The organism is Bacillus sp. G16 (assembly GCF_021282335.1).
GTDB classification, from domain to species: Bacteria; Bacillota; Bacilli; order Bacillales; family Bacillaceae; genus Bacillus; species Bacillus inaquosorum.
The window spans coordinates 150287-167153 of sequence record NZ_JAJSOZ010000003.1 but is presented as its reverse complement, the minus strand read 5'-3'; the positions used below and the strand labels follow the sequence as shown (position 1 = coordinate 167153).

Below are 16867 nucleotides of genomic sequence, written 5' to 3'. Positions count from 1 at the left end.
CCTACCCTAAAAGCTCTGAAGCAAAGATTTCACAATTAAATACCAGCCGTCTACTAAAACAAAAAGTAATATTTTAAAGGGCAGAGAAATCATAACTGGAGGGAGCATCATCATTCCCATTGACATTAAGACGCTCGCCACTACCATATCTATAATTAAAAATGGGATAAAAATCATAAAACCTATTTGAAACGCTGTTTTGAGCTCCGATATGGCAAAAGCGGGAACCATCGTCGTTAGTGGAATATCCTTTAATGATTCCGGTTTATCCATTTTCGCGTAATTCATAAACAGCGCCAGATCCTTCTGCCTTGTGTGTTTACTCATAAATTCTTTAATTGGTTCCTCAGCTTTCGTATACGCTTCGTCCAAGCTGATTTTGTTGTCCATCAATGGCGTCAGCGCTTCTTTATTAATCTCTGAAAAAGTAGGAGCCATAATAAAAAACGTTAAAAACAGCGCAAGCCCGATAAGAACCTGGTTTGGCGGCATAGATTGCGTCGCCAGTGAAGTCCTGACAAATGACAGAACAATGACGATGCGCGTAAAACAAGTCATAAGAATCAATATTCCAGGCGCCACTGAAAATACAGTTAACAATAATAGTAATTTAACAGTTGAACTAACGTTTTCCGGATCGCTTGAATTGAAAATATTTATAAACTCATTCATGATGACGTGGGCCTTTCTTCTTTCCTTCAGAACGGTTTTGTTTTAACTCTTCAAGCTGCTCTTTTAAAGCTTTTGAAAATGAAGGCAGTTTTTGCTGCGGCTGATGTTCAGAGCCCTTCAGCGGCTTCACAAACTTTTGCCACTCTATCTTGCTTGACATAGCCTCTTCATGCTGGCTGAGAATGACTTCAATCTCTTTTTCATCCTCAATTTCTTTCAGCAGCTGGATCGTCTCTCCAACACCGACGACGAGCACACTTTTTCCGACTTTGATCAATTGGATGGATCTGTTTTGGCCGACCGATGTGCCGCCAATATTTTCAACATATTGAAAAGGCTTTAGGAGCCGATTTCTTTTGTTCATGAGCTTAACCAGCCCGTAAATCAGCACGATAACAAACAGTAAAGCGAAAATCATCTTTACAAAATCAAAAGCTGAGACAGAAGGAGCCGCCGCTCCCTCCGTCTCATCAGCAGTTTGTGTTGTTTTTTCTTCCTTTTGCTCTGACTTATCTGCAGTTTTTTCATCTTTCTTTTGAAACCATTCGTTTACAGTTGAATTATCAGAGTCTGCCGCGGCAGCAGCAATCGGATGTACACTGAATAAAACGAAAAAACAAATAAAAGCGATGAAATATTGACTCTTTTTCAACAGTCGTACACCCTTTAACTTAATGTTTTGTTGATTGCTTCAAGCACACGGTCTGCCTGGAAAGGTTTTACGATAAAATCCTTAGCGCCGGCCTGAATGGCATCGATAACCATTGATTGCTGTCCCATAGCAGAACACATAATGATTCTTGCCTGTGCATCAATTTGTTTAATTTCTTTTAATGCTGAAATCCCATCCATTTCTGGCATCGTGATATCCATAGTAACAAGATCAGGAGAATGCTCTTTATACTTTTCTACTGCTTGTGCTCCATTTTCAGCTTCCGCTACTACTTCAAAACCGTTTTTCACCAAAATATCTTTAATCATCATTCGCATAAATGCTGCGTCATCTACAATTAAAATTCTGTGTGCCATATTCAATCTCTCTCCTTGTGTTTCGTTATTTTAAATTATTAATGCGCTCTGCCTGGCTTAAAATGTCAGTGACTCTTACACCAAAGTTTTCTTCAATCACAACGACCTCGCCTTTGGCAACAATACGCTGATTAACTAAAATATCTACCGGCTCACCGGCTAATTTATCAAGCTCAATAATACTTCCGGCAGAAAGCTCCAAAATCTCTTTTACGCTTCTCTTTGTTCTGCCAAGCTCAACAGTAATCGAAAGCGGGATATCCAAAAGCATATCCAGGTTGTTTATAGGGGCTTGCGAAGCCTCATTTGGGTCAAACGCGGAAAATTCCACCGGTGAAACCTGAACTGGTGCTGTTTTTTTCGGCGTCCCCTGCCTTTTTGGCGGCTGTTGCTGCTGCGGTTCAATACGCGGCTCTGGTGCCACAGGCTCTTTCGGCTGCTCATATGTAACATCAGGCTGCGGCGTTGTTTCTCCCTCTGCATTTCCTGTGTTCATAAGGCTTGAAATTAAATCTTTCGCAAATGTCAGTGGGTAAAGCTGCATAATGCTGGAGTCTATTAATTCTCCTACCTTTAAGTTGAAAGAAACTTTCACCAGCATTTCATCATCAGGAATACGGTCTGTTCCCTTTTCTTCAGTGACATCGAGCAATTCAACCCGAGGCGGTGAAATATCAATTTTTTTACTGAATACAGTAGACATTGATGTGGCTGCCGATCCCATCATTTGGTTCATTGCTTCTTGAACCGCACTTAAATGGATTTCACCCAATGAAGGGTCCGCACCTTTCCCATCTCCCCCGATCATTAAGTCAGCAATGATCGCCGCGTCATTTTGTTCCACGACCAGCAGGTTGCTGCCGCTGAAGCCCTCCGTATAATTTACTTCAATCGCTACATACGGTTCAGGAAACGCATCGCTGATTTTACTTTTAGGTATGACAGTTACGCTCGGAGTCGTAATATCGACTTTTTGGTTTAAAAGCGTTGACAGTGCTGTTGCAGAACTGCCGAATGAAATATTTCCGATTTCACCGATCGCATCACGCTCCATTTCCGATAAGTCAAGTACTTCCGGAACCTCTGGCTCATCCGGCGTGCTGCCAGTGCCGTTAAGAAGCGCGTCAATCTCATCTTGAGATAATCTATTATTCTCCATCTTGTTCACCTCTTATGTCGTGATCTAAAATTTGCACTGCCTGTTTTCGATTCACCCGGCCGGCTTGTCCTAAAAATTTCGGCTTATCTCCGACCAATACAGTAAGAGGATCCGTGACTGATTTGTCCAAAGTTATGCAGTCTCCGACTTCTAAACTTAAAAACTCTTCTATTGTCAGTTCAGATGTGCCGAGCTCGGCCACGACAGGTATTTGTGCTGTCATGATACGTTTTTCAAGCGATTTTGTTTCCTCAGGCTTCGGCTCATTTCGATCTGATTGCATCCAATAGTGGACTGAAAGCTTCGGTATGAGCGGCTCGAGGACGATATGCGGGATACAGAGATTTATGACACCGCTGATTTCACCGATTTGAGTATTGAGTGAAATTACCACAACTGTTTCGTTAGGAGATACCATCTGAACGAATTGCGGATTTACTTCAAACTCAGTCATTTCCGGTTCAATATCAGCAATTGACTGCCAAGCTTCTTTATAATTTCCCAGTGCATTTTCAAATAAATTAGAAATGATTTTTGTTTCAATTTCTGTCAAGCTATCAACCTTATTATGACTGATTCCAATACCGCCCATTACCCGATCCATCATCGTATAAGCAATCGTCGGGTTAACCTCCATCATAATTCTGCCTTCCATCGGATGGACATCAAACAGATTCAGGATCGTCATGTTCGGTATAGATCTGATAAATTCCTCATAAGGGACTTGGTCAACAGAACTGACAGATATGTGAATATAGGTTCTGAGCTGAGCAGAAAAGTGAGTAGTAAGAAGTCTTGCAAAATTGTCATGAATTCTCGTTAAACTGCGGATCTGATCCTTAGAAAACCGCAGCGCACGTTTGAAATCATAAACCTTCACTTTCTTCTCTTTTTCTTCTTTTTTCAGTTCTTCAGCGTCCATTTCACCAGTGGATATTGCAGAAAGCAGTGCATCTATTTCATTTTGGGAGAGAACTTCTCCTGACATTTTCCTCACCTCCGTATTCTGTCAAATTATGCTTTATTGCAGATTAAAGGAGGTAATATACACTTTTTCTACTTTTCCTTCTTGGAGGTAGCTATTTATTTTATCTTTTAGTTCCTTCTTAAAGGTTTCTTTTCCCTTGTCTCCCTCAATCTCATCAGCATTCGTATCAGCCAGCAGTGATATTACAGCGTCCTTCACTTGAAAATCACGTTTTTCAAGTTCTTCTTTTGATTTATCAGAGTCAGTTTCAAGTTTAATAGCAAGCCGGATAATATTATCAGACTTTAAATTTGTTGTGATCTCTTCTACATCAACAGAAGATGCAACGATTTCATCAATACTTTTTTTCACTTCACTTTTTTCGGACTTTCCGCCTAAAACAAAATAAGCCGCCGCCCCGAGAGCACCAATTATGACAAGAATAATTAGTAAAATGATCATTAATTTTTTCTTCATTCCGGTTCCTCTATTCCTTGATCCATTGAAAATATTTGTATTTTTCGGTAGAAAGATGCGATCTTTTCCAGAACAGCTTCTTCATCTTCTTTTACTACAAACTTCTTACCATTTGACAGAGTGATTGTAGTATCCGGAAAGCATTCAATCTGTTCAATAAACAGCGCATTCAGTGTAAAGGGCTGCCCATTCAAACGGGTTACTTTAATCATAAAACAGCGGAGAAGCGATTACTCGCCTCCCCTCCCTCCTTAACGTTTAAGGTTAACCAGTTCTTGAAGGATTTCATCAGATGTTGTAATAATTTTCGAGTTTGATTGGAATCCGCGCTGGGCAACGATCATTTCAGTAAATTCGTCAGTTAAATCAACGTTAGACATTTCGAGAAAACCTGATTTAAGGGAACCTGTACCGCCATCACCAGGCTGGTTGGCTGCACTGGCAGTCCCAGAGTTTAAAGACTCACGGTATAAGTTGCTTCCGACTTTATCCAGGCCGTCACTGTTTGCAAAAGTAACAATCCCGATTTGTCCGCCGTCTTGTGTTTGACCGCCTGCATCAACAATTGACACCTTTCCATCAGAACCAATGCTGAAGCTTTGTGCATCAAGAGGGATTTGAATTGTTCCACCAGTCATATTTAACACATGATAGCCATCACCGGTAACCAGTGTTCCGGTATTATCTAAATAGAAGTTTCCTGCTCTTGTATAAGCTGTTCCGTCGCCTGTATCAATTCTAAAGTAACCATCGCCGTCAATCGCTAAATCAAGTGTTCGCCCTGTGCTTTGTGTTGCGCTTGTTGAATGAATTGTATCAATTGTGCCAGAAGATGAACCTAAACCGATCTGCTTAGAGTTCGTACCGCCGATAGTTGCACCAGCCGCAGAACCGCCGGCAATTGTTTGGCTTACCATATCTTTAAAGGTAACACGGCTCTTTTTGAATCCTACTGTATTCACGTTGGCAATGTTGTTGCCGATAACGTCAAGCTTTGTTTGAAAGTTTTTCATACCGCTGATTCCAGAATAAAGTGAACGTAACATAATAAATTCCCCCAGATTTTTTATTTAGAAGACTGTGCTACAGACATTACATTCCACGGATTGATCTCGGTCCCATCATCAAGAATGAGATAATAGTTTCCTTGAGAATGTTTAACAGAGCTTACTGTGCCAGTTTTATCTGCTGTACTTTGACCATCAGTCCAAGATACTTCTTTTCCCAACCAATCAACATACGAAGTAAACGGATCTTGATTTTCAACAAATTGAGTCATGGTCTTATTCATGTTCATCATTTGCTCCAAGCTTGAAAAAGTCGCCATCTGACTGATAAATTCTTTGTCATCAACCGGGTTGAGCGGATCTTGGTTTTGGACTTGAGTCATTAATATCTTTAAGAACTCATCTTTCCCCAAGCTGCTATTGCTAGTCGTCACAGTGCTTGTTTTTTCAGGCAGTTTATATTCTGAACTTATAGAAGTCATTCTTCTTCCTCCATTTCAACCATCGACACTTCATCGAGCAGATCACCGAAATCATTTGATTGCTTTTTCTGTCTTTGCTGTCTCTGCCCCTCTTGCTGCTGTTTCTGTTCATCAGCAAGCTGGCCGTATATCGGCTGATCTCCGGTTTGGACCGGGAGAGTAAAACGGTCAACTTGAACGGCCATATTCGGCAATGATTGCTTCAGCTGAGGAAGATGCTGTTCAAGCAGTTCCTTTGCTGATTGGCTCGATGCAATGATTTTACTCTGAAAGATCCCATTTTCATTTGTCAGCTTGATTGTGACAAATCCTAAATGTTCAGGGTTCAGCCGAATGGTGAAACTTCCCGTCGATCTGCCGAAAGGCGTATATTTCATCTGCTTCCATGCATTGATCACTTGATCAGCCACCGTTTTTGTTTCAGCAGTCGGTAAATCAGATGAGAGCTGCTGCAGATCCAGTGTTTGAACTCCATTGCTTCGGTATCCTGAAAACAGCATTTGGAGTCCTGATTTATTATCTACAGGCTGAATACTTCCAGAAGCATCCGGTCCACTTTTGCTGGATGAACTCTGTGAGAGCGGTGAGAGGGCACGCTTTCCAAAGTCTTGCGATGATTCGGATGATTTCGATAACAGGAAAGCTTTCAGCTGACTTTCAGCTAAATTCCATTCTTTGGTCCCTTTTTGAGGAAGCATAGACATTTGTTCCATTAAGCTTTGAAAGCTTTTCAGCTCTGACGCTGTCATCGAATAAAGTTTTGAACTAGACTCATCTTTAGTGAATATTTGCTGTTTAAGATCCTGAATGAGCTGTTGAGATACGCCCTTTTTTTCTAATGCAGAAAGAAATTGATCACCATTCTGGTAAATGACATGAGCTTCATTTCCCTTCCCGCGGTCAGCAAGCTTATTCCCTTCTAGCAGCTGACTAATGAACATCTGGATAAGGATAAGTTCTTTATCATCCTCAGATCCTTCATTCTCCTGATTTGATTGCTCTGTATCAGACTTCAGTTCTCCATTAATGTCAGCAGCAGAATCATTGGTTGCCAAAGCCGTTTTACTTTCTGAAATGATTTTGTCTGCTTCTACGAGTAATTGATCTGTCCCGCCGGACACTTTTGATTCAACTGCTTGCAACAGATTCTGCAGCATTCGCTGAGCAGTTTCATCCAACTGCTCCCCTGTTAGTTTGTTTAATGTTTGCAGAAGTTCCGCTTTTTGTTTGTCTTGATCTTCAGGACTTGCATTTAGCCAATCACTGATCTTTTTAAGCGCATCTGCCAAAAGATGACCGGAAGTAGGAGTTCCACTTCCTTGTTCTGAGATTTCCTTCAATCCGGCCTCAGACATCAGCCAGTTTTGAAAAACTCCCTGGTTACTTTTCATGGTTTTAGCAGCAGTACCCGCTGTGGTTTGCAGCAAAGGTCCCGCCAATTCAAGCAGCTTCACCTTCAATTCCCCCTATTCTTGGCTGGCAGCAATTTTTTCTGTATAGGTTGCTGCTTGCTCAGGAGTCATTTTTGCCAAGATGTCAGCAAGCTGCTTTTTGCTTAGACCATTCAATATTTTCAGCGCTTCTTGCTCCTTTAATTGGGCAATAATTTTAGCAGCCTTTCCGCTGTCCATGCTTTTATATACACTGATCACTTTGTCATCCTTAGAAGAAGAATTCGAACCTGATGTTTCTTCTGGATTATCTTCTGGTGACTTTTTTTGATCCTCCGCCGTCTTTTCAAGTGAACGGATCTTTTGATTGAGCCTGTCGATTTCAGATTTACTTGTTTCTAAATCTTTATTCAATATACTAATTTCACTTTTTTGGTCCTTAATGGTCTTTTCCAGAGCTGCCGTATTACTGCTATCCTTATTTGATGCTGTGTCTTTTTTATTTTCGGTTTCAGGAACCAATTCTTTAAGAACCGGCGTTTTTGCCGCAGCTTCCTGTATCGGCTTTAAGACATTGACACCAGCAGCCCAAAGAACAATCCCCCCAGCGATTAGAAGAAACATCAGCGGAAGGATAATGATAAGCAAAACCGAACGGAACTTACCTGATTCTTTCTTTTTGCCGGACATTACATTCGCTCCTAATGGCCTTGAATCATAAACTGCTTGATCGAAATATCGTCCATTTCTTTCATCTCTGCAGCTTTGTCTTCAAGAGCAAACATTTTAAACTGTTTTTCACGCATTTTTTCAAACTTTTTTACTTCTATATTTTTCTCTGTCAAAATTTCTTGTTTTTGATTCATTTGATTTCTTTTCATAATGACAAGCTTTTGATAGTGATAGATCGTGTTTTCAAGGTTTGAGACAAATTGCTGGTAATGCCTCATTTCTTGTACACTCATGCCGCTTTTCAATTTCTTTTCCTTATTTTGTTCAAGCAATTCCTTTTTGCTCATATTCTCATATAATTTTTCAGCAACATTTTCAAATTCAGAAACTGATTGCTGATACTCGGATAAGGATTGATCTTTCTCATTTTCTTTTAGTTCCAGCAGCTTTTGGAATCTAAATTGATAAGCCACGTTTATTCCTCATTTCCTGTCAAACTAGTTAATGCAGCAATGCTTTCTTCCAATAATGCTGATTCGTCTGTTCCCTGTTTTAAAAATTGAATAAGCTGCGGATAAAATTGTATCGCTTCATCAATTTCTCTTGAGGATCCTCTTTTGTAAGCTCCGATATTAATGAGATCTTCCGAATTTTGATATGTTGATAAAAGTTCACGGAATTTATTTGCTGCTTCCAGATGTTGTCTTGTCGATATGTTTGACATCACCCTGCTGATGCTTTTTAGTACATTAACTGCAGGAAACTGGCCTTTATTTGCAAGCGCCCTGTCCAACACAATATGTCCGTCTAAAATTCCGCGAACAGTGTCCGCAATCGGCTCATTCATGTCATCCCCGTCTACCAATACTGTATAAAACGCCGTAATGGTTCCGTGCTCATTTGCACCTGTTCGCTCTAATAAACGAGGTAAAATAGCGAACACAGAAGGTGTATAGCCTTTTGTCGTCGGAGGTTCTCCGGCAGCCAGTCCAATCTCACGCTGCGCCATTGCCACCCTTGTAACAGAATCCATCATAAACATGACATTTTTGCCTTTATCGCGGAAATACTCGGCAATTGCCGTCGCTGTATATGCCGCTTTCAATCTCATTAATGCTGGCTGATCTGAGGTGGCAACGACCACAATCGATCGTTTAAGCCCCTCTTCCCCAAGATCTTTTTCAATAAACTCCCGAACCTCTCGCCCGCGTTCCCCGACAAGTGCAATGACGTTTAAGTCAGCCTCTGTCTGCTTGGCGATCATCCCCATTAATGTACTTTTTCCGACACCGCTTCCTGCAAAAATGCCAATCCGCTGGCCTTTACCGACTGTCAGCAAGCTGTCAATTGATCTGACTCCTACACCCATCTTTTCACGGATAGGCGGCCGTTTCATCGGGTTGGGCGGTGATTGCTCCGTCGATACAGGCGAGAGCCCTTTCGGCAGCAGTTTTCCGTCAAGCGGCTCGCCAAAAGCATCGATAACCTGTCCGATCAGTCCTGCTCCGACTTTAACCCGAAGAGATTCACCAGTGGCTTCTACAATACTGCCGGGCGCAATGCTTGCAGCCTCTAAATAAGGCATAAGAAAAATATTTTCTTCCTGGAAGCCGACAACCTCAGCTTTAATGACTTTACCAGATTGTCCTTTTGCATAAATCAGGCACACGTCGCCAATTGAGCTTGCAGGCCCTTTTGATTCAATCATCAGGCCGATCACCCGCTTGACTTTTCCGTACCGTTTATACGAGTCCGTCATTTCTATACAATCTATCAGACTCTGTGTCTTCATTCAGCTGCACCCGCTTCCAGCACTATCAGAAGTTTATCTTTCAATTGCATTAGTTGTGTGTCAACACTCGCATCCACTCTGCCAAAAGGAGTTTCTATATAACAAGATCCTTTTTGAGCTTTTTCATCAGCATATATGCCAAGCCGGCATTCTTTATAAAGAAGCTGCAGAATTTCATCTTTTTGCTGAAAGACTGTCTCATAGTAATATGGGTCTACATATATTGAGATATCGTCATATTCCTTTACTTCGTTTACAACCTGTTTCACTAGCAGGAGAAAAGCCTCTTTATCATCAGATTTTTGCTGCCATACTTTTTTAGCCAGTGCAACGGCAAGCTCAACGATTTCTTCAGAAGCGTCTTCAAGCTTGTCCTCAACAGCTTTTCTGGACATTTCAGTTATGCTGTTTGCTTGGTCGATCAGCTCGGAATACTGTTGAAGCGCCTCCGCTTTGCCTAATGCCACACCTTGTTCAAAACCCTCGGCTTTTGCTTCCTCAATAAGCTTTTGTTTTTCAGCTGCCCAATCATTTTTTTCCTGCTCAATTTGACGGCGAATAGTTTCTATATGGCTGTTGGCCTGCTCTGAAATCCGGTCAGCTTCCTCTTTCACTCGGGCGATAAGCGCTTTCGGATTCTCTTCAGCCTGCAAAAGGTGAGAATGATCGATTCGCACCTCTTGTACAGAGAGTTTTCTTCTTTCCTTTTGTGGGGAAAAAGATGATTCTTGTTTAATGATATTAGACAATAATATCGTCCCCTCCGCCTCTTGCTATCACAATTTCACCGGCTTCTTCAAGCTTTCTGACGATGCTTACAATTCTTGATTGAGCTTCTTCTACATCTTTCAAGCGTACAGGGCCCATGAATTCCATTTCTTCTTTAAAGGTTTCAACCATACGCTGTGACATATTGTTGAATACAATTTCTTTGACTTCCTCGCTCGCAACCTTTAATGAAAGGAGCAGATCGTCGTTTTCAACATCGCGAATGACTCTCTGAATTGCGCGGTTATCAAGTGTAACAATATCTTCGAAGACAAACATCCGCTTTTTAATTTCTTCAGCAAGATCAGGATCCTGAATTTCCAATGAATCTAAGATCGTCTTCTCTGTTCCTCTGTCTACCCCGTTTAACACTTCAACAACAGCTTCAATTCCGCCTGTTTGTGTATAATCTTGAGTAAATGCAGAAGATAATTTTTGTTCCAGAATCCGTTCTACCTCATTAATAATTTCAGGTGACGTTCTGTCCATGACCGCGATTCTTCTTGCGACCTCAGCCTGTACCTCAGGATTCAGCTCGGATAAAATTTGCCCGGCTTGCACAGGATCTAAATAAGACAAGATTAAAGCCATCGTCTGCGGATGCTCTTGCTGTATAAAATTCAAAATTTGTTCTGGCTCCGCTTTTCTGGCAAAATCAAATGGTTTAACCTGTAAAGATGAAGTCAGCCTGTTTAGAATGTTTTCCGCCTTATCCTCTCCAAGCGCCTTCTCAAGAACTTGTCTTGCATAGCTTAGACCGCCCTGAGAAATATAATCTTGCGCAATGGCTATATTATGAAATTCTTCTATAATTTCATCCTTTTTTTGATGATCAACACTTCGAACACCCGATATTTCCAGGGTAAGCCTTTCAATTTCTTCATCGGTTAAGTGCTTATATACAGAAGCTGACACATCTAACCCCAAGGAAATCATGAGAATGGCTGCTTTTTGTTTTCCTGTAAGCTTATCTTGATCACGTCTCGCCATTTCTAATTCCTCCTAATCCTCGGCCAGCCAGCTTCTCAGCAATTTTGCAAAATCTTCTGGCTTGTCTTTCGCCATCTTTTCAAGCTGTTTTCGTCTGACTGTTTCCGCTGTTTCATTTTCCTCTTCGTTGATATCAGGCAGATTGATCGGTTCTTGAGGAACCTCATATTCATATTCCTCATATTCATCCTCTTGCGCCCGTTTCTTTCTCACTAGCATAATGATGAGAACAATGATCGCTGCGATTAAAACACCGCCTACGATATATGCCCACAGCGGGATACCTGAGGATTTTTCCGTATTTGTATCCAAGTTGACTTTTCCGTCAAATGGCTGAACGGAGACCACAATTTTATTATTGATATCTTCATCAGAAAGGTTCTGGTTTTGTGTTGCATCCTTATCCAGTGATGTTCTGACAACAGTTGAAAGGATTTTTTGTATATCATCCTGTCTTTCAGTTGATAGCGACGCTGTGTTTTTGGCATCAGGCGGCTCTACCATGACTTGAATCCCTAAATCTCTGACCTTATAAGGGCTTTCAGCGATTTCTTTATGGATGCGGTTAACTTCGTAATTGATTTTATTACTGCTCTTTTCGTAGTTCCCGCTTTCGGTATTTTCGCCGTCAGCTTTATAGTTTGTTACATCTTCGTCGCCGGTTCCGGCAGTTCCGCCATTGGCTGCACCATCACCCTGGTATGTTTCAGAAACCTTTTCCGCGCTGACTGCAATACCTTCCATGTTTTCTTTATCAACAGGTTCAACAATGTCTTCTGTGCGATTTTCTTTTGTGAAATCAATGTCAGCTGTCACGGAGACAACGACTTTATCTTGTCCCATCATCGTTCCAAGCAATGACTGAACATGTTTTTGAATATCTTTTTCAACTTGGGACTTAATTCCTTGCTGAGAAGAATAACTATCCGCGTAGGACCCTGCATCGCTGTCTGACTTGTCGTAGTATGTAGAATTTTGGTCCATGATGACGATGTTATCTTCTTTTAAGTTCGGCACGCTTTTCGATACCAGATGATACAATCCGTTGATCTGGCTTTGATCAAGTGTATAGCCCGGTTGAACCTGCAGAACGATTGACGCAGATGCTGCAGACTGCTCCTCACCGACAAAAACAGCGTCTTTCGGGAGGTTAATCATTACTTTTGAATTTTTGATACCGTCCATTTCATTGATCAAATTTGATAGTTCTGTCTGTGTTGCTTTCACTTTGACCATATCAAACTCATTGTCTGTCAAACCAAAACCGGCATTCTGCCCAAAAAACGAATAATCAATTGATCCGGTTTTAGGAAGTCCTTCTGCAGCCATCTGCACTTTCAATGAATCAACCTGATCCTCCGGAACGCTAATCACTGTACCGCCGTTTGAAAGTTCGTTTGGCACTTTTTTCGCATCGAGTTCTTCTTTGATTTGCCCTGCTTCTTCGGCAGACAAATCTTTGTACAGCGGCGCCATTTTTGTGCTGGAAGCAAAAACACTAATAATAATTCCAATAATAATAATTGCCGCTAAAGCACTAATCATTAAAATCCTTTGTAACTTAGATCTATTTTTCCAAAACTCACTCGTTTTGTTTTTCATTTGCATTAGAGTACGATTCATGTTAACCCCCGGTCATTCCACTCTTTCTCTTAATCGTCAGACCCCCTACATTTGCATTCTCATAATCTCCTGATAGGCTTCCACAGCTTTATTGCGGAACTCTGTTGCAGCAGTTAGAGAGATACTTGCTTTTTGAGCGGCGATCATGACCTCATCAAGATTTACATCTTTTCCTGCTGCCAAGGCATTAGTCATGTTGTCAGAAGCTACTTGGGACTCATTTAACGAACTAATAGAGTTTTTTAAAAGCTCCGAAAAGCTTGTTTGATTTGAAGAATCTGTTTTTTGGCTATTGTTTACTTGATTTGTTGCATTTTGAGTGTTTTGAGTATTTTGAACCTGAAAAGGAGAAATTGCATTAATCACATTCATTCACCTTACTTTCCGATTTCTAACGCCTTCATCAGCATTCCCTTTGTGGCATTCATCGCTGTCACATTCGCCTCATATGATCTTGTGCTGCTGACAAGGTCAACCATTTCTTTTAATGGATCAACATTAGGCTTTTGTACATATCCTTCAGCGTTTGCATCAGGGTCTGTCGGATCATAGACAAGATTAAAATCCGAATCATCTTCCGTGATTTTTGAAACCTTTACACCGTTTCCTGCATTGCCGCTTCCGCTCATTTGTGAATTGAGAATGGAAGAGAACGATTCACCTTTTAACTGAAGGGAAACCATTTTTCTTCTGTAAGGCACCCACTCTCCATCCACTTGCTTAGCTCTTGTCGTATCCATATTAGCCAAGTTAGACGATACAACGTCCATTCTGACACGCTGAGCTGTTAAAGCTGATGCTGAAACATTTAAGCTATGAAAAGCTGTCATCATTTTCCTCCTGTTAATACGGTCTTCAGCGAATTAAATTTACCGTTCATTCTTTCAACTAAAGCTTGATAGTTGATTTGGTTTTGTGCTAATTCCGTCATCTCTTTGTCAACATCAACATTGTTTCCATTTTGCTGATACGATGTATTCCCGCTTGTTACAATTGAATAATTCGAATCAGTATCAGAAAAATCAATATGACGATAGTCTGTTTTTATCGCATCAAGACGCGAGGATTCTTGATCTAATAAATTTTGGAAAGAGACTTTTTTTGCCTTATAGTCCGGTGTATCTATATTGGCGATATTATTAGTTATGACTTTTTGCTTAATATCCGCTCTGTTCAAGGCATTTTCAAGATTTTGTATCGTTCCAGAAAATAAGCTCAAATCCACTTACCTCCATTTCAGTTTTTTTCACCCTCAATATCCTTGTCGAGAATTGTAAAACTATATGCTTATTGTAAGAAATAACAGGCATAAAGTCTATGAAGTTCGTGTAAAAAAATGTCCTCACAATTATCTATTTTGCAACTAGGCACATAGTCCTAGATTATTTGAACTATGTTTTCACTTTGATATAAGCCTGAAAATAGCAGAATTTCTGTTTTTTCTTCATTATTTTCGTCATTTTTATGTCCATTTGAAGAAAAATGTAAATTTTATTAAAATTATTACAACGAAAGACTTTCAACCCAGGAAATAAAGCTTATCAATTTCCTTTTATTTGAGTATAAAAAAGAACCCCTTTTTAAGGGGTTCTTTCGGTGATTAATGAGATTTTAGATTTTCTAATTCAATTAGGAATTTGTTGTTAAGAACTTTGATATAAGTACCTTTCATTCCTAATGATCTTGACTCGATGACACCGGCGCTTTCTAGCTTTCTGAGTGCATTAACAATCACAGAGCGGGTAATGCCGACACGGTCTGCGATTTTACTTGCAACGAGAAGGCCTTCGTTTCCGTCAAGCTCTTCAAAAATGTGCTCAATTGCTTCAAGCTCACTGTAAGAAAGAGAGCTGATAGCCATTTGTACGACAGCTTTGCTTCTCGCTTCCTCTTCGATTTCTTCTGCTTTTTCTCTCAGAATTTCCATGCCGACAACTGTAGCGCCGTATTCAGCGAGAATTAAATCATCATCATGAAATTGATCCTGTAAACGTGAAAGAATGAGGGTTCCTAATCTTTCTCCGCCTCCGATGATCGGCACAATTGTTGTTAAACCAGCTTGGAACAGGTCTCTGTTCTCAACAGGAAAAGCAGTATATTCACTATTAATATCCAAGTTAGAAGATGTTTCAGGGACGTTAAACAGATTTTTCGTATATTCTTCAGGGAATTGACGATCCTCAAGCATTTTTTTCATACGATCATTTTCAATTTGCTGGTTAATAGAATATCCAAGGAGTTTGCCTCTGCGGCTCACAACGAAAATATTGGAATCAATTACATCCCGCAGCGTCTCCGCCATTTCCTTGAAGTTTACCGGTTTCCCTGCCGCAGCTTGCAGCATGGAGTTAATAATTCTTGTTTTTTGTAATAAAGCCATGATAAATAATCCTCCTAAACATTCCTCTTATTAAATTTTTCACAATATAAATTGACTTAAATCTTTATTTTTGGCTATCGTTCCGAGCTTTTCTTCGACATACTGTGGTGTAATCGTTATTTTCTCCATTGTTACATCAGGAGCCTCAAACGACAGATCTTCTAATAGGCGTTCGAGTATTGTATGAAGGCGTCTCGCACCGATATTATCTGTGTCCTGGTTCACATGATAAGCAACTTCAGCAATCTTATGAATAGCTTCGTCAGAAAATTCAAGAGATATACCTTCTGTCTGCAATAAAGCCTGATATTGTTTCAGCAGCGCATTATCCGGCTCAACCAAAATTCTCACGAAGTCGTCTACCGTGAGTTTGCTCAGTTCTACACGAATCGGGAAACGTCCCTGCAGCTCAGGAATTAAATCAGACGGTTTGGCCATATGAAACGCTCCTGCTGCAATAAATAACACATGGTCTGTTTTTACCGAACCATATTTAGTAACAACGGTAGAACCCTCAACGATTGGGAGGATATCCCGCTGAACGCCTTCTCTTGATACATCGGCAGATGATGACGCGCCGCCGTTTTTTGCAATTTTATCGATCTCGTCGATAAAGATAATGCCGCTCTCTTCTGCTCTCTGAACAGCTTCCTGGCTGACTTCATCCATATCGATGAGTTTGCTTGCTTCTTCATTTGTCAGGACTTTTCTGGCTTCTCTGACTGTCATTTTGCGCCGTTTCTTTTTCTTTGGCATTAATCCGCTCAGCGCGTCCTGCATATTCATGCCCATCTGCTCCATACCCGAGCCTTGCAGCATGTCAAACATAGAAGGCTGCTGCTCTTCGACTTCTACTGTTACATAATAGTCTTCGAGCTCTCCTAAAGCCAGCTGATGCGCCATGCGTTTTCTTTTTTCTTCAATGTTTGCTTCTTCCTGGCTCTCCGCCTCATCTTCGCCATTCGGCTGGCTGCCGCCAAAAAACATTTCAAACGGATTTTTCACGCCTGATTGTTTTTTCTTCCCAGGAACTAACAGACGAACAATGCGTTTGTTTGCATTTTCTTCTGCCTGCTCCTTTACTTCAGTCATTTTCTCTTCTTTTATAAGCCGAACAGAAGTTTCCACAAGGTCTCTGACCATTGATTCAACATCTCTGCCTACATAACCGACTTCGGTGAATTTTGTTGCTTCAATTTTAATAAATGGCGCACCTGAAAGCTTGGCGATACGTCTGGCAATTTCAGTTTTTCCAACGCCGGTAGGCCCCATCATTAAAATGTTTTTCGGAACGACCTCGTCCTTCAGCTTTTCATCCAGAAGACTTCTTCTATAGCGGTTTCTTAATGCCACGGCGACAGCTTTTTTAGCGTTTTGCTGACCGACAATATATTGGTCTAACCGATCTACTATCTGTCTAGGTGTTAACGGTTTTTTTTCCATGCGCCTCAAGTCCTT

Annotated in this window: 21 protein-coding genes; all 21 read right to left on the bottom strand. The window is 40.9% G+C overall.

The window, feature by feature from the left end; translation table 11 throughout:
- Window positions 1-6 precede the first annotated feature (6 nt).
- On the bottom strand, window positions 7-672 hold the full coding sequence (gene fliP, locus LWH95_RS04810; RefSeq protein ID WP_019258404.1) for a flagellar type III secretion system pore protein FliP: 666 nt from the start codon (window positions 670-672) through the stop codon (window positions 7-9).
- Complete coding sequence (gene fliZ / locus LWH95_RS04805) at window positions 665-1324, bottom strand: flagella biosynthesis regulatory protein FliZ (protein WP_003238527.1); 660 nt, start codon at window positions 1322-1324, stop codon at window positions 665-667. Before fliZ ends, fliP begins: the two co-directional genes overlap by 8 nt.
- A gap of 14 nt (window positions 1325-1338) precedes the next feature.
- The gene (gene cheY, locus LWH95_RS04800) at window positions 1339-1701 is read right to left on the bottom strand and encodes a chemotaxis protein CheY (RefSeq protein ID WP_003220882.1); all 363 of its coding nucleotides are present in this window, start codon (window positions 1699-1701) and stop codon (window positions 1339-1341) included.
- Between the two features lie 25 nt (window positions 1702-1726).
- On the bottom strand, window positions 1727-2860 hold the full coding sequence (gene fliY / locus LWH95_RS04795; protein WP_003238528.1) for a flagellar motor switch phosphatase FliY: 1134 nt from the start codon (window positions 2858-2860) through the stop codon (window positions 1727-1729).
- Window positions 2850-3848 (bottom strand): flagellar motor switch protein FliM, encoded by a 999-nt coding sequence (fliM, locus tag LWH95_RS04790; RefSeq protein WP_003220879.1) that lies wholly within the window; start codon window positions 3846-3848, stop codon window positions 2850-2852. The genes fliY and fliM overlap by 11 nt, the downstream gene beginning before the upstream one ends.
- Window positions 3849-3881: 33 nt before the next feature.
- Window positions 3882-4304: a flagellar basal body-associated protein FliL gene (fliL, locus tag LWH95_RS04785; RefSeq protein WP_148981753.1), complete on the bottom strand. Its 423-nt coding sequence runs from the start codon at window positions 4302-4304 to the stop codon at window positions 3882-3884.
- Window positions 4301-4516 carry a swarming motility protein SwrD gene (gene swrD, locus LWH95_RS04780; RefSeq protein ID WP_003220876.1) on the bottom strand — a complete coding sequence of 72 codons (216 nt, stop codon included), beginning with the start codon at window positions 4514-4516 and terminating at the stop codon, window positions 4301-4303. Before swrD ends, fliL begins: the two co-directional genes overlap by 4 nt.
- Before the next feature lie 39 nt (window positions 4517-4555).
- A complete protein-coding gene (flgG, locus tag LWH95_RS04775; RefSeq protein ID WP_148981752.1) occupies window positions 4556-5350 on the bottom strand; it encodes a flagellar basal body rod protein FlgG in 795 nt (264 codons plus the stop codon).
- Window positions 5351-5370: 20 nt separating this feature from the next.
- Window positions 5371-5793: a flagellar hook assembly protein FlgD gene (flgD, locus tag LWH95_RS04770; protein ID WP_148981751.1), complete on the bottom strand. Its 423-nt coding sequence runs from the start codon at window positions 5791-5793 to the stop codon at window positions 5371-5373.
- Window positions 5790-7247: a flagellar hook-length control protein FliK gene (locus LWH95_RS04765; RefSeq protein ID WP_148981750.1), complete on the bottom strand. Its 1458-nt coding sequence runs from the start codon at window positions 7245-7247 to the stop codon at window positions 5790-5792. The genes flgD and LWH95_RS04765 overlap by 4 nt, the downstream gene beginning before the upstream one ends.
- A 12-nt stretch (window positions 7248-7259) precedes the next feature.
- On the bottom strand, window positions 7260-7874 hold the full coding sequence (locus LWH95_RS04760; protein WP_232919067.1) for a MotE family protein: 615 nt from the start codon (window positions 7872-7874) through the stop codon (window positions 7260-7262).
- An 11-nt stretch (window positions 7875-7885) separates the two neighbouring features.
- A complete protein-coding gene (gene fliJ, locus LWH95_RS04755) occupies window positions 7886-8329 on the bottom strand; it encodes a flagellar export protein FliJ (protein WP_003238536.1) in 444 nt (147 codons plus the stop codon).
- Between the two features lie 2 nt (window positions 8330-8331).
- Window positions 8332-9648: a flagellar protein export ATPase FliI gene (fliI, locus tag LWH95_RS04750; RefSeq protein WP_232919066.1), complete on the bottom strand. Its 1317-nt coding sequence runs from the start codon at window positions 9646-9648 to the stop codon at window positions 8332-8334.
- A complete protein-coding gene (fliH, locus tag LWH95_RS04745) occupies window positions 9645-10397 on the bottom strand; it encodes a flagellar assembly protein FliH (RefSeq protein WP_232919065.1) in 753 nt (250 codons plus the stop codon). The genes fliI and fliH overlap by 4 nt, the downstream gene beginning before the upstream one ends.
- Window positions 10390-11406 (bottom strand): flagellar motor switch protein FliG, encoded by a 1017-nt coding sequence (fliG, locus tag LWH95_RS04740; protein ID WP_003231981.1) that lies wholly within the window; start codon window positions 11404-11406, stop codon window positions 10390-10392. Before fliG ends, fliH begins: the two co-directional genes overlap by 8 nt.
- 12 nt (window positions 11407-11418) lie before the next feature.
- On the bottom strand, window positions 11419-13029 hold the full coding sequence (gene fliF / locus LWH95_RS04735; RefSeq protein WP_232919064.1) for a flagellar basal-body MS-ring/collar protein FliF: 1611 nt from the start codon (window positions 13027-13029) through the stop codon (window positions 11419-11421).
- Between the two features lie 45 nt (window positions 13030-13074).
- The gene (gene fliE / locus LWH95_RS04730) at window positions 13075-13395 is read right to left on the bottom strand and encodes a flagellar hook-basal body complex protein FliE (RefSeq protein ID WP_003238544.1); all 321 of its coding nucleotides are present in this window, start codon (window positions 13393-13395) and stop codon (window positions 13075-13077) included.
- Between the two features lie 11 nt (window positions 13396-13406).
- Entirely contained in the window at window positions 13407-13859 is a 453-nt protein-coding gene (flgC, locus tag LWH95_RS04725) for a flagellar basal body rod protein FlgC (protein WP_232919112.1), read from the bottom strand.
- Window positions 13859-14248, bottom strand: a complete 390-nt coding sequence (gene flgB / locus LWH95_RS04720) for a flagellar basal body rod protein FlgB (RefSeq protein WP_232919063.1) — start codon at window positions 14246-14248, stop codon at window positions 13859-13861. Before flgB ends, flgC begins: the two co-directional genes overlap by 1 nt.
- A 381-nt stretch (window positions 14249-14629) precedes the next feature.
- On the bottom strand, window positions 14630-15409 hold the full coding sequence (gene codY, locus LWH95_RS04715; protein ID WP_003238551.1) for a GTP-sensing pleiotropic transcriptional regulator CodY: 780 nt from the start codon (window positions 15407-15409) through the stop codon (window positions 14630-14632).
- Window positions 15410-15448: 39 nt separating this feature from the next.
- Window positions 15449-16852 (bottom strand): HslU--HslV peptidase ATPase subunit, encoded by a 1404-nt coding sequence (hslU, locus tag LWH95_RS04710; RefSeq protein ID WP_003238553.1) that lies wholly within the window; start codon window positions 16850-16852, stop codon window positions 15449-15451.
- Window positions 16853-16867 lie beyond the last annotated feature (15 nt).

What these genes read in the sequence shown, in the direction of transcription:
- fliF (WP_232919064.1), bottom strand. Translation starts at nt 13,029, where the DNA reads ATGAATCGTACTCTAATGCAAATGAAAAACAAAACGAGTGAGTTTTGG.
- flgD (WP_148981751.1), bottom strand. Translation starts at nt 5,793, where the DNA reads ATGACTTCTATAAGTTCAGAATATAAACTGCCTGAAAAAACAAGCACT.
- fliM (WP_003220879.1), bottom strand. Translation starts at nt 3,848, where the DNA reads ATGTCAGGAGAAGTTCTCTCCCAAAATGAAATAGATGCACTGCTTTCT.
- fliP (WP_019258404.1), bottom strand. Translation starts at nt 672, where the DNA reads ATGAATGAGTTTATAAATATTTTCAATTCAAGCGATCCGGAAAACGTT.
- flgG (WP_148981752.1), bottom strand. Translation starts at nt 5,350, where the DNA reads ATGTTACGTTCACTTTATTCTGGAATCAGCGGTATGAAAAACTTTCAA.
- codY (WP_003238551.1), bottom strand. Translation starts at nt 15,409, where the DNA reads ATGGCTTTATTACAAAAAACAAGAATTATTAACTCCATGCTGCAAGCT.
- swrD (WP_003220876.1), bottom strand. Translation starts at nt 4,516, where the DNA reads ATGATTAAAGTAACCCGTTTGAATGGGCAGCCCTTTACACTGAATGCG.
- fliG (WP_003231981.1), bottom strand. Translation starts at nt 11,406, where the DNA reads ATGGCGAGACGTGATCAAGATAAGCTTACAGGAAAACAAAAAGCAGCC.
- fliY (WP_003238528.1), bottom strand. Translation starts at nt 2,860, where the DNA reads ATGGAGAATAATAGATTATCTCAAGATGAGATTGACGCGCTTCTTAAC.
- fliL (WP_148981753.1), bottom strand. Translation starts at nt 4,304, where the DNA reads ATGAAGAAAAAATTAATGATCATTTTACTAATTATTCTTGTCATAATT.
- flgC (WP_232919112.1), bottom strand. Translation starts at nt 13,859, where the DNA reads ATGACAGCTTTTCATAGCTTAAATGTTTCAGCATCAGCTTTAACAGCT.
- fliI (WP_232919066.1), bottom strand. Translation starts at nt 9,648, where the DNA reads ATGAAGACACAGAGTCTGATAGATTGTATAGAAATGACGGACTCGTAT.
- hslU (WP_003238553.1), bottom strand. Translation starts at nt 16,852, where the DNA reads ATGGAAAAAAAACCGTTAACACCTAGACAGATAGTAGATCGGTTAGAC.
- LWH95_RS04760 (WP_232919067.1), bottom strand. Translation starts at nt 7,874, where the DNA reads ATGTCCGGCAAAAAGAAAGAATCAGGTAAGTTCCGTTCGGTTTTGCTT.
- cheY (WP_003220882.1), bottom strand. Translation starts at nt 1,701, where the DNA reads ATGGCACACAGAATTTTAATTGTAGATGACGCAGCATTTATGCGAATG.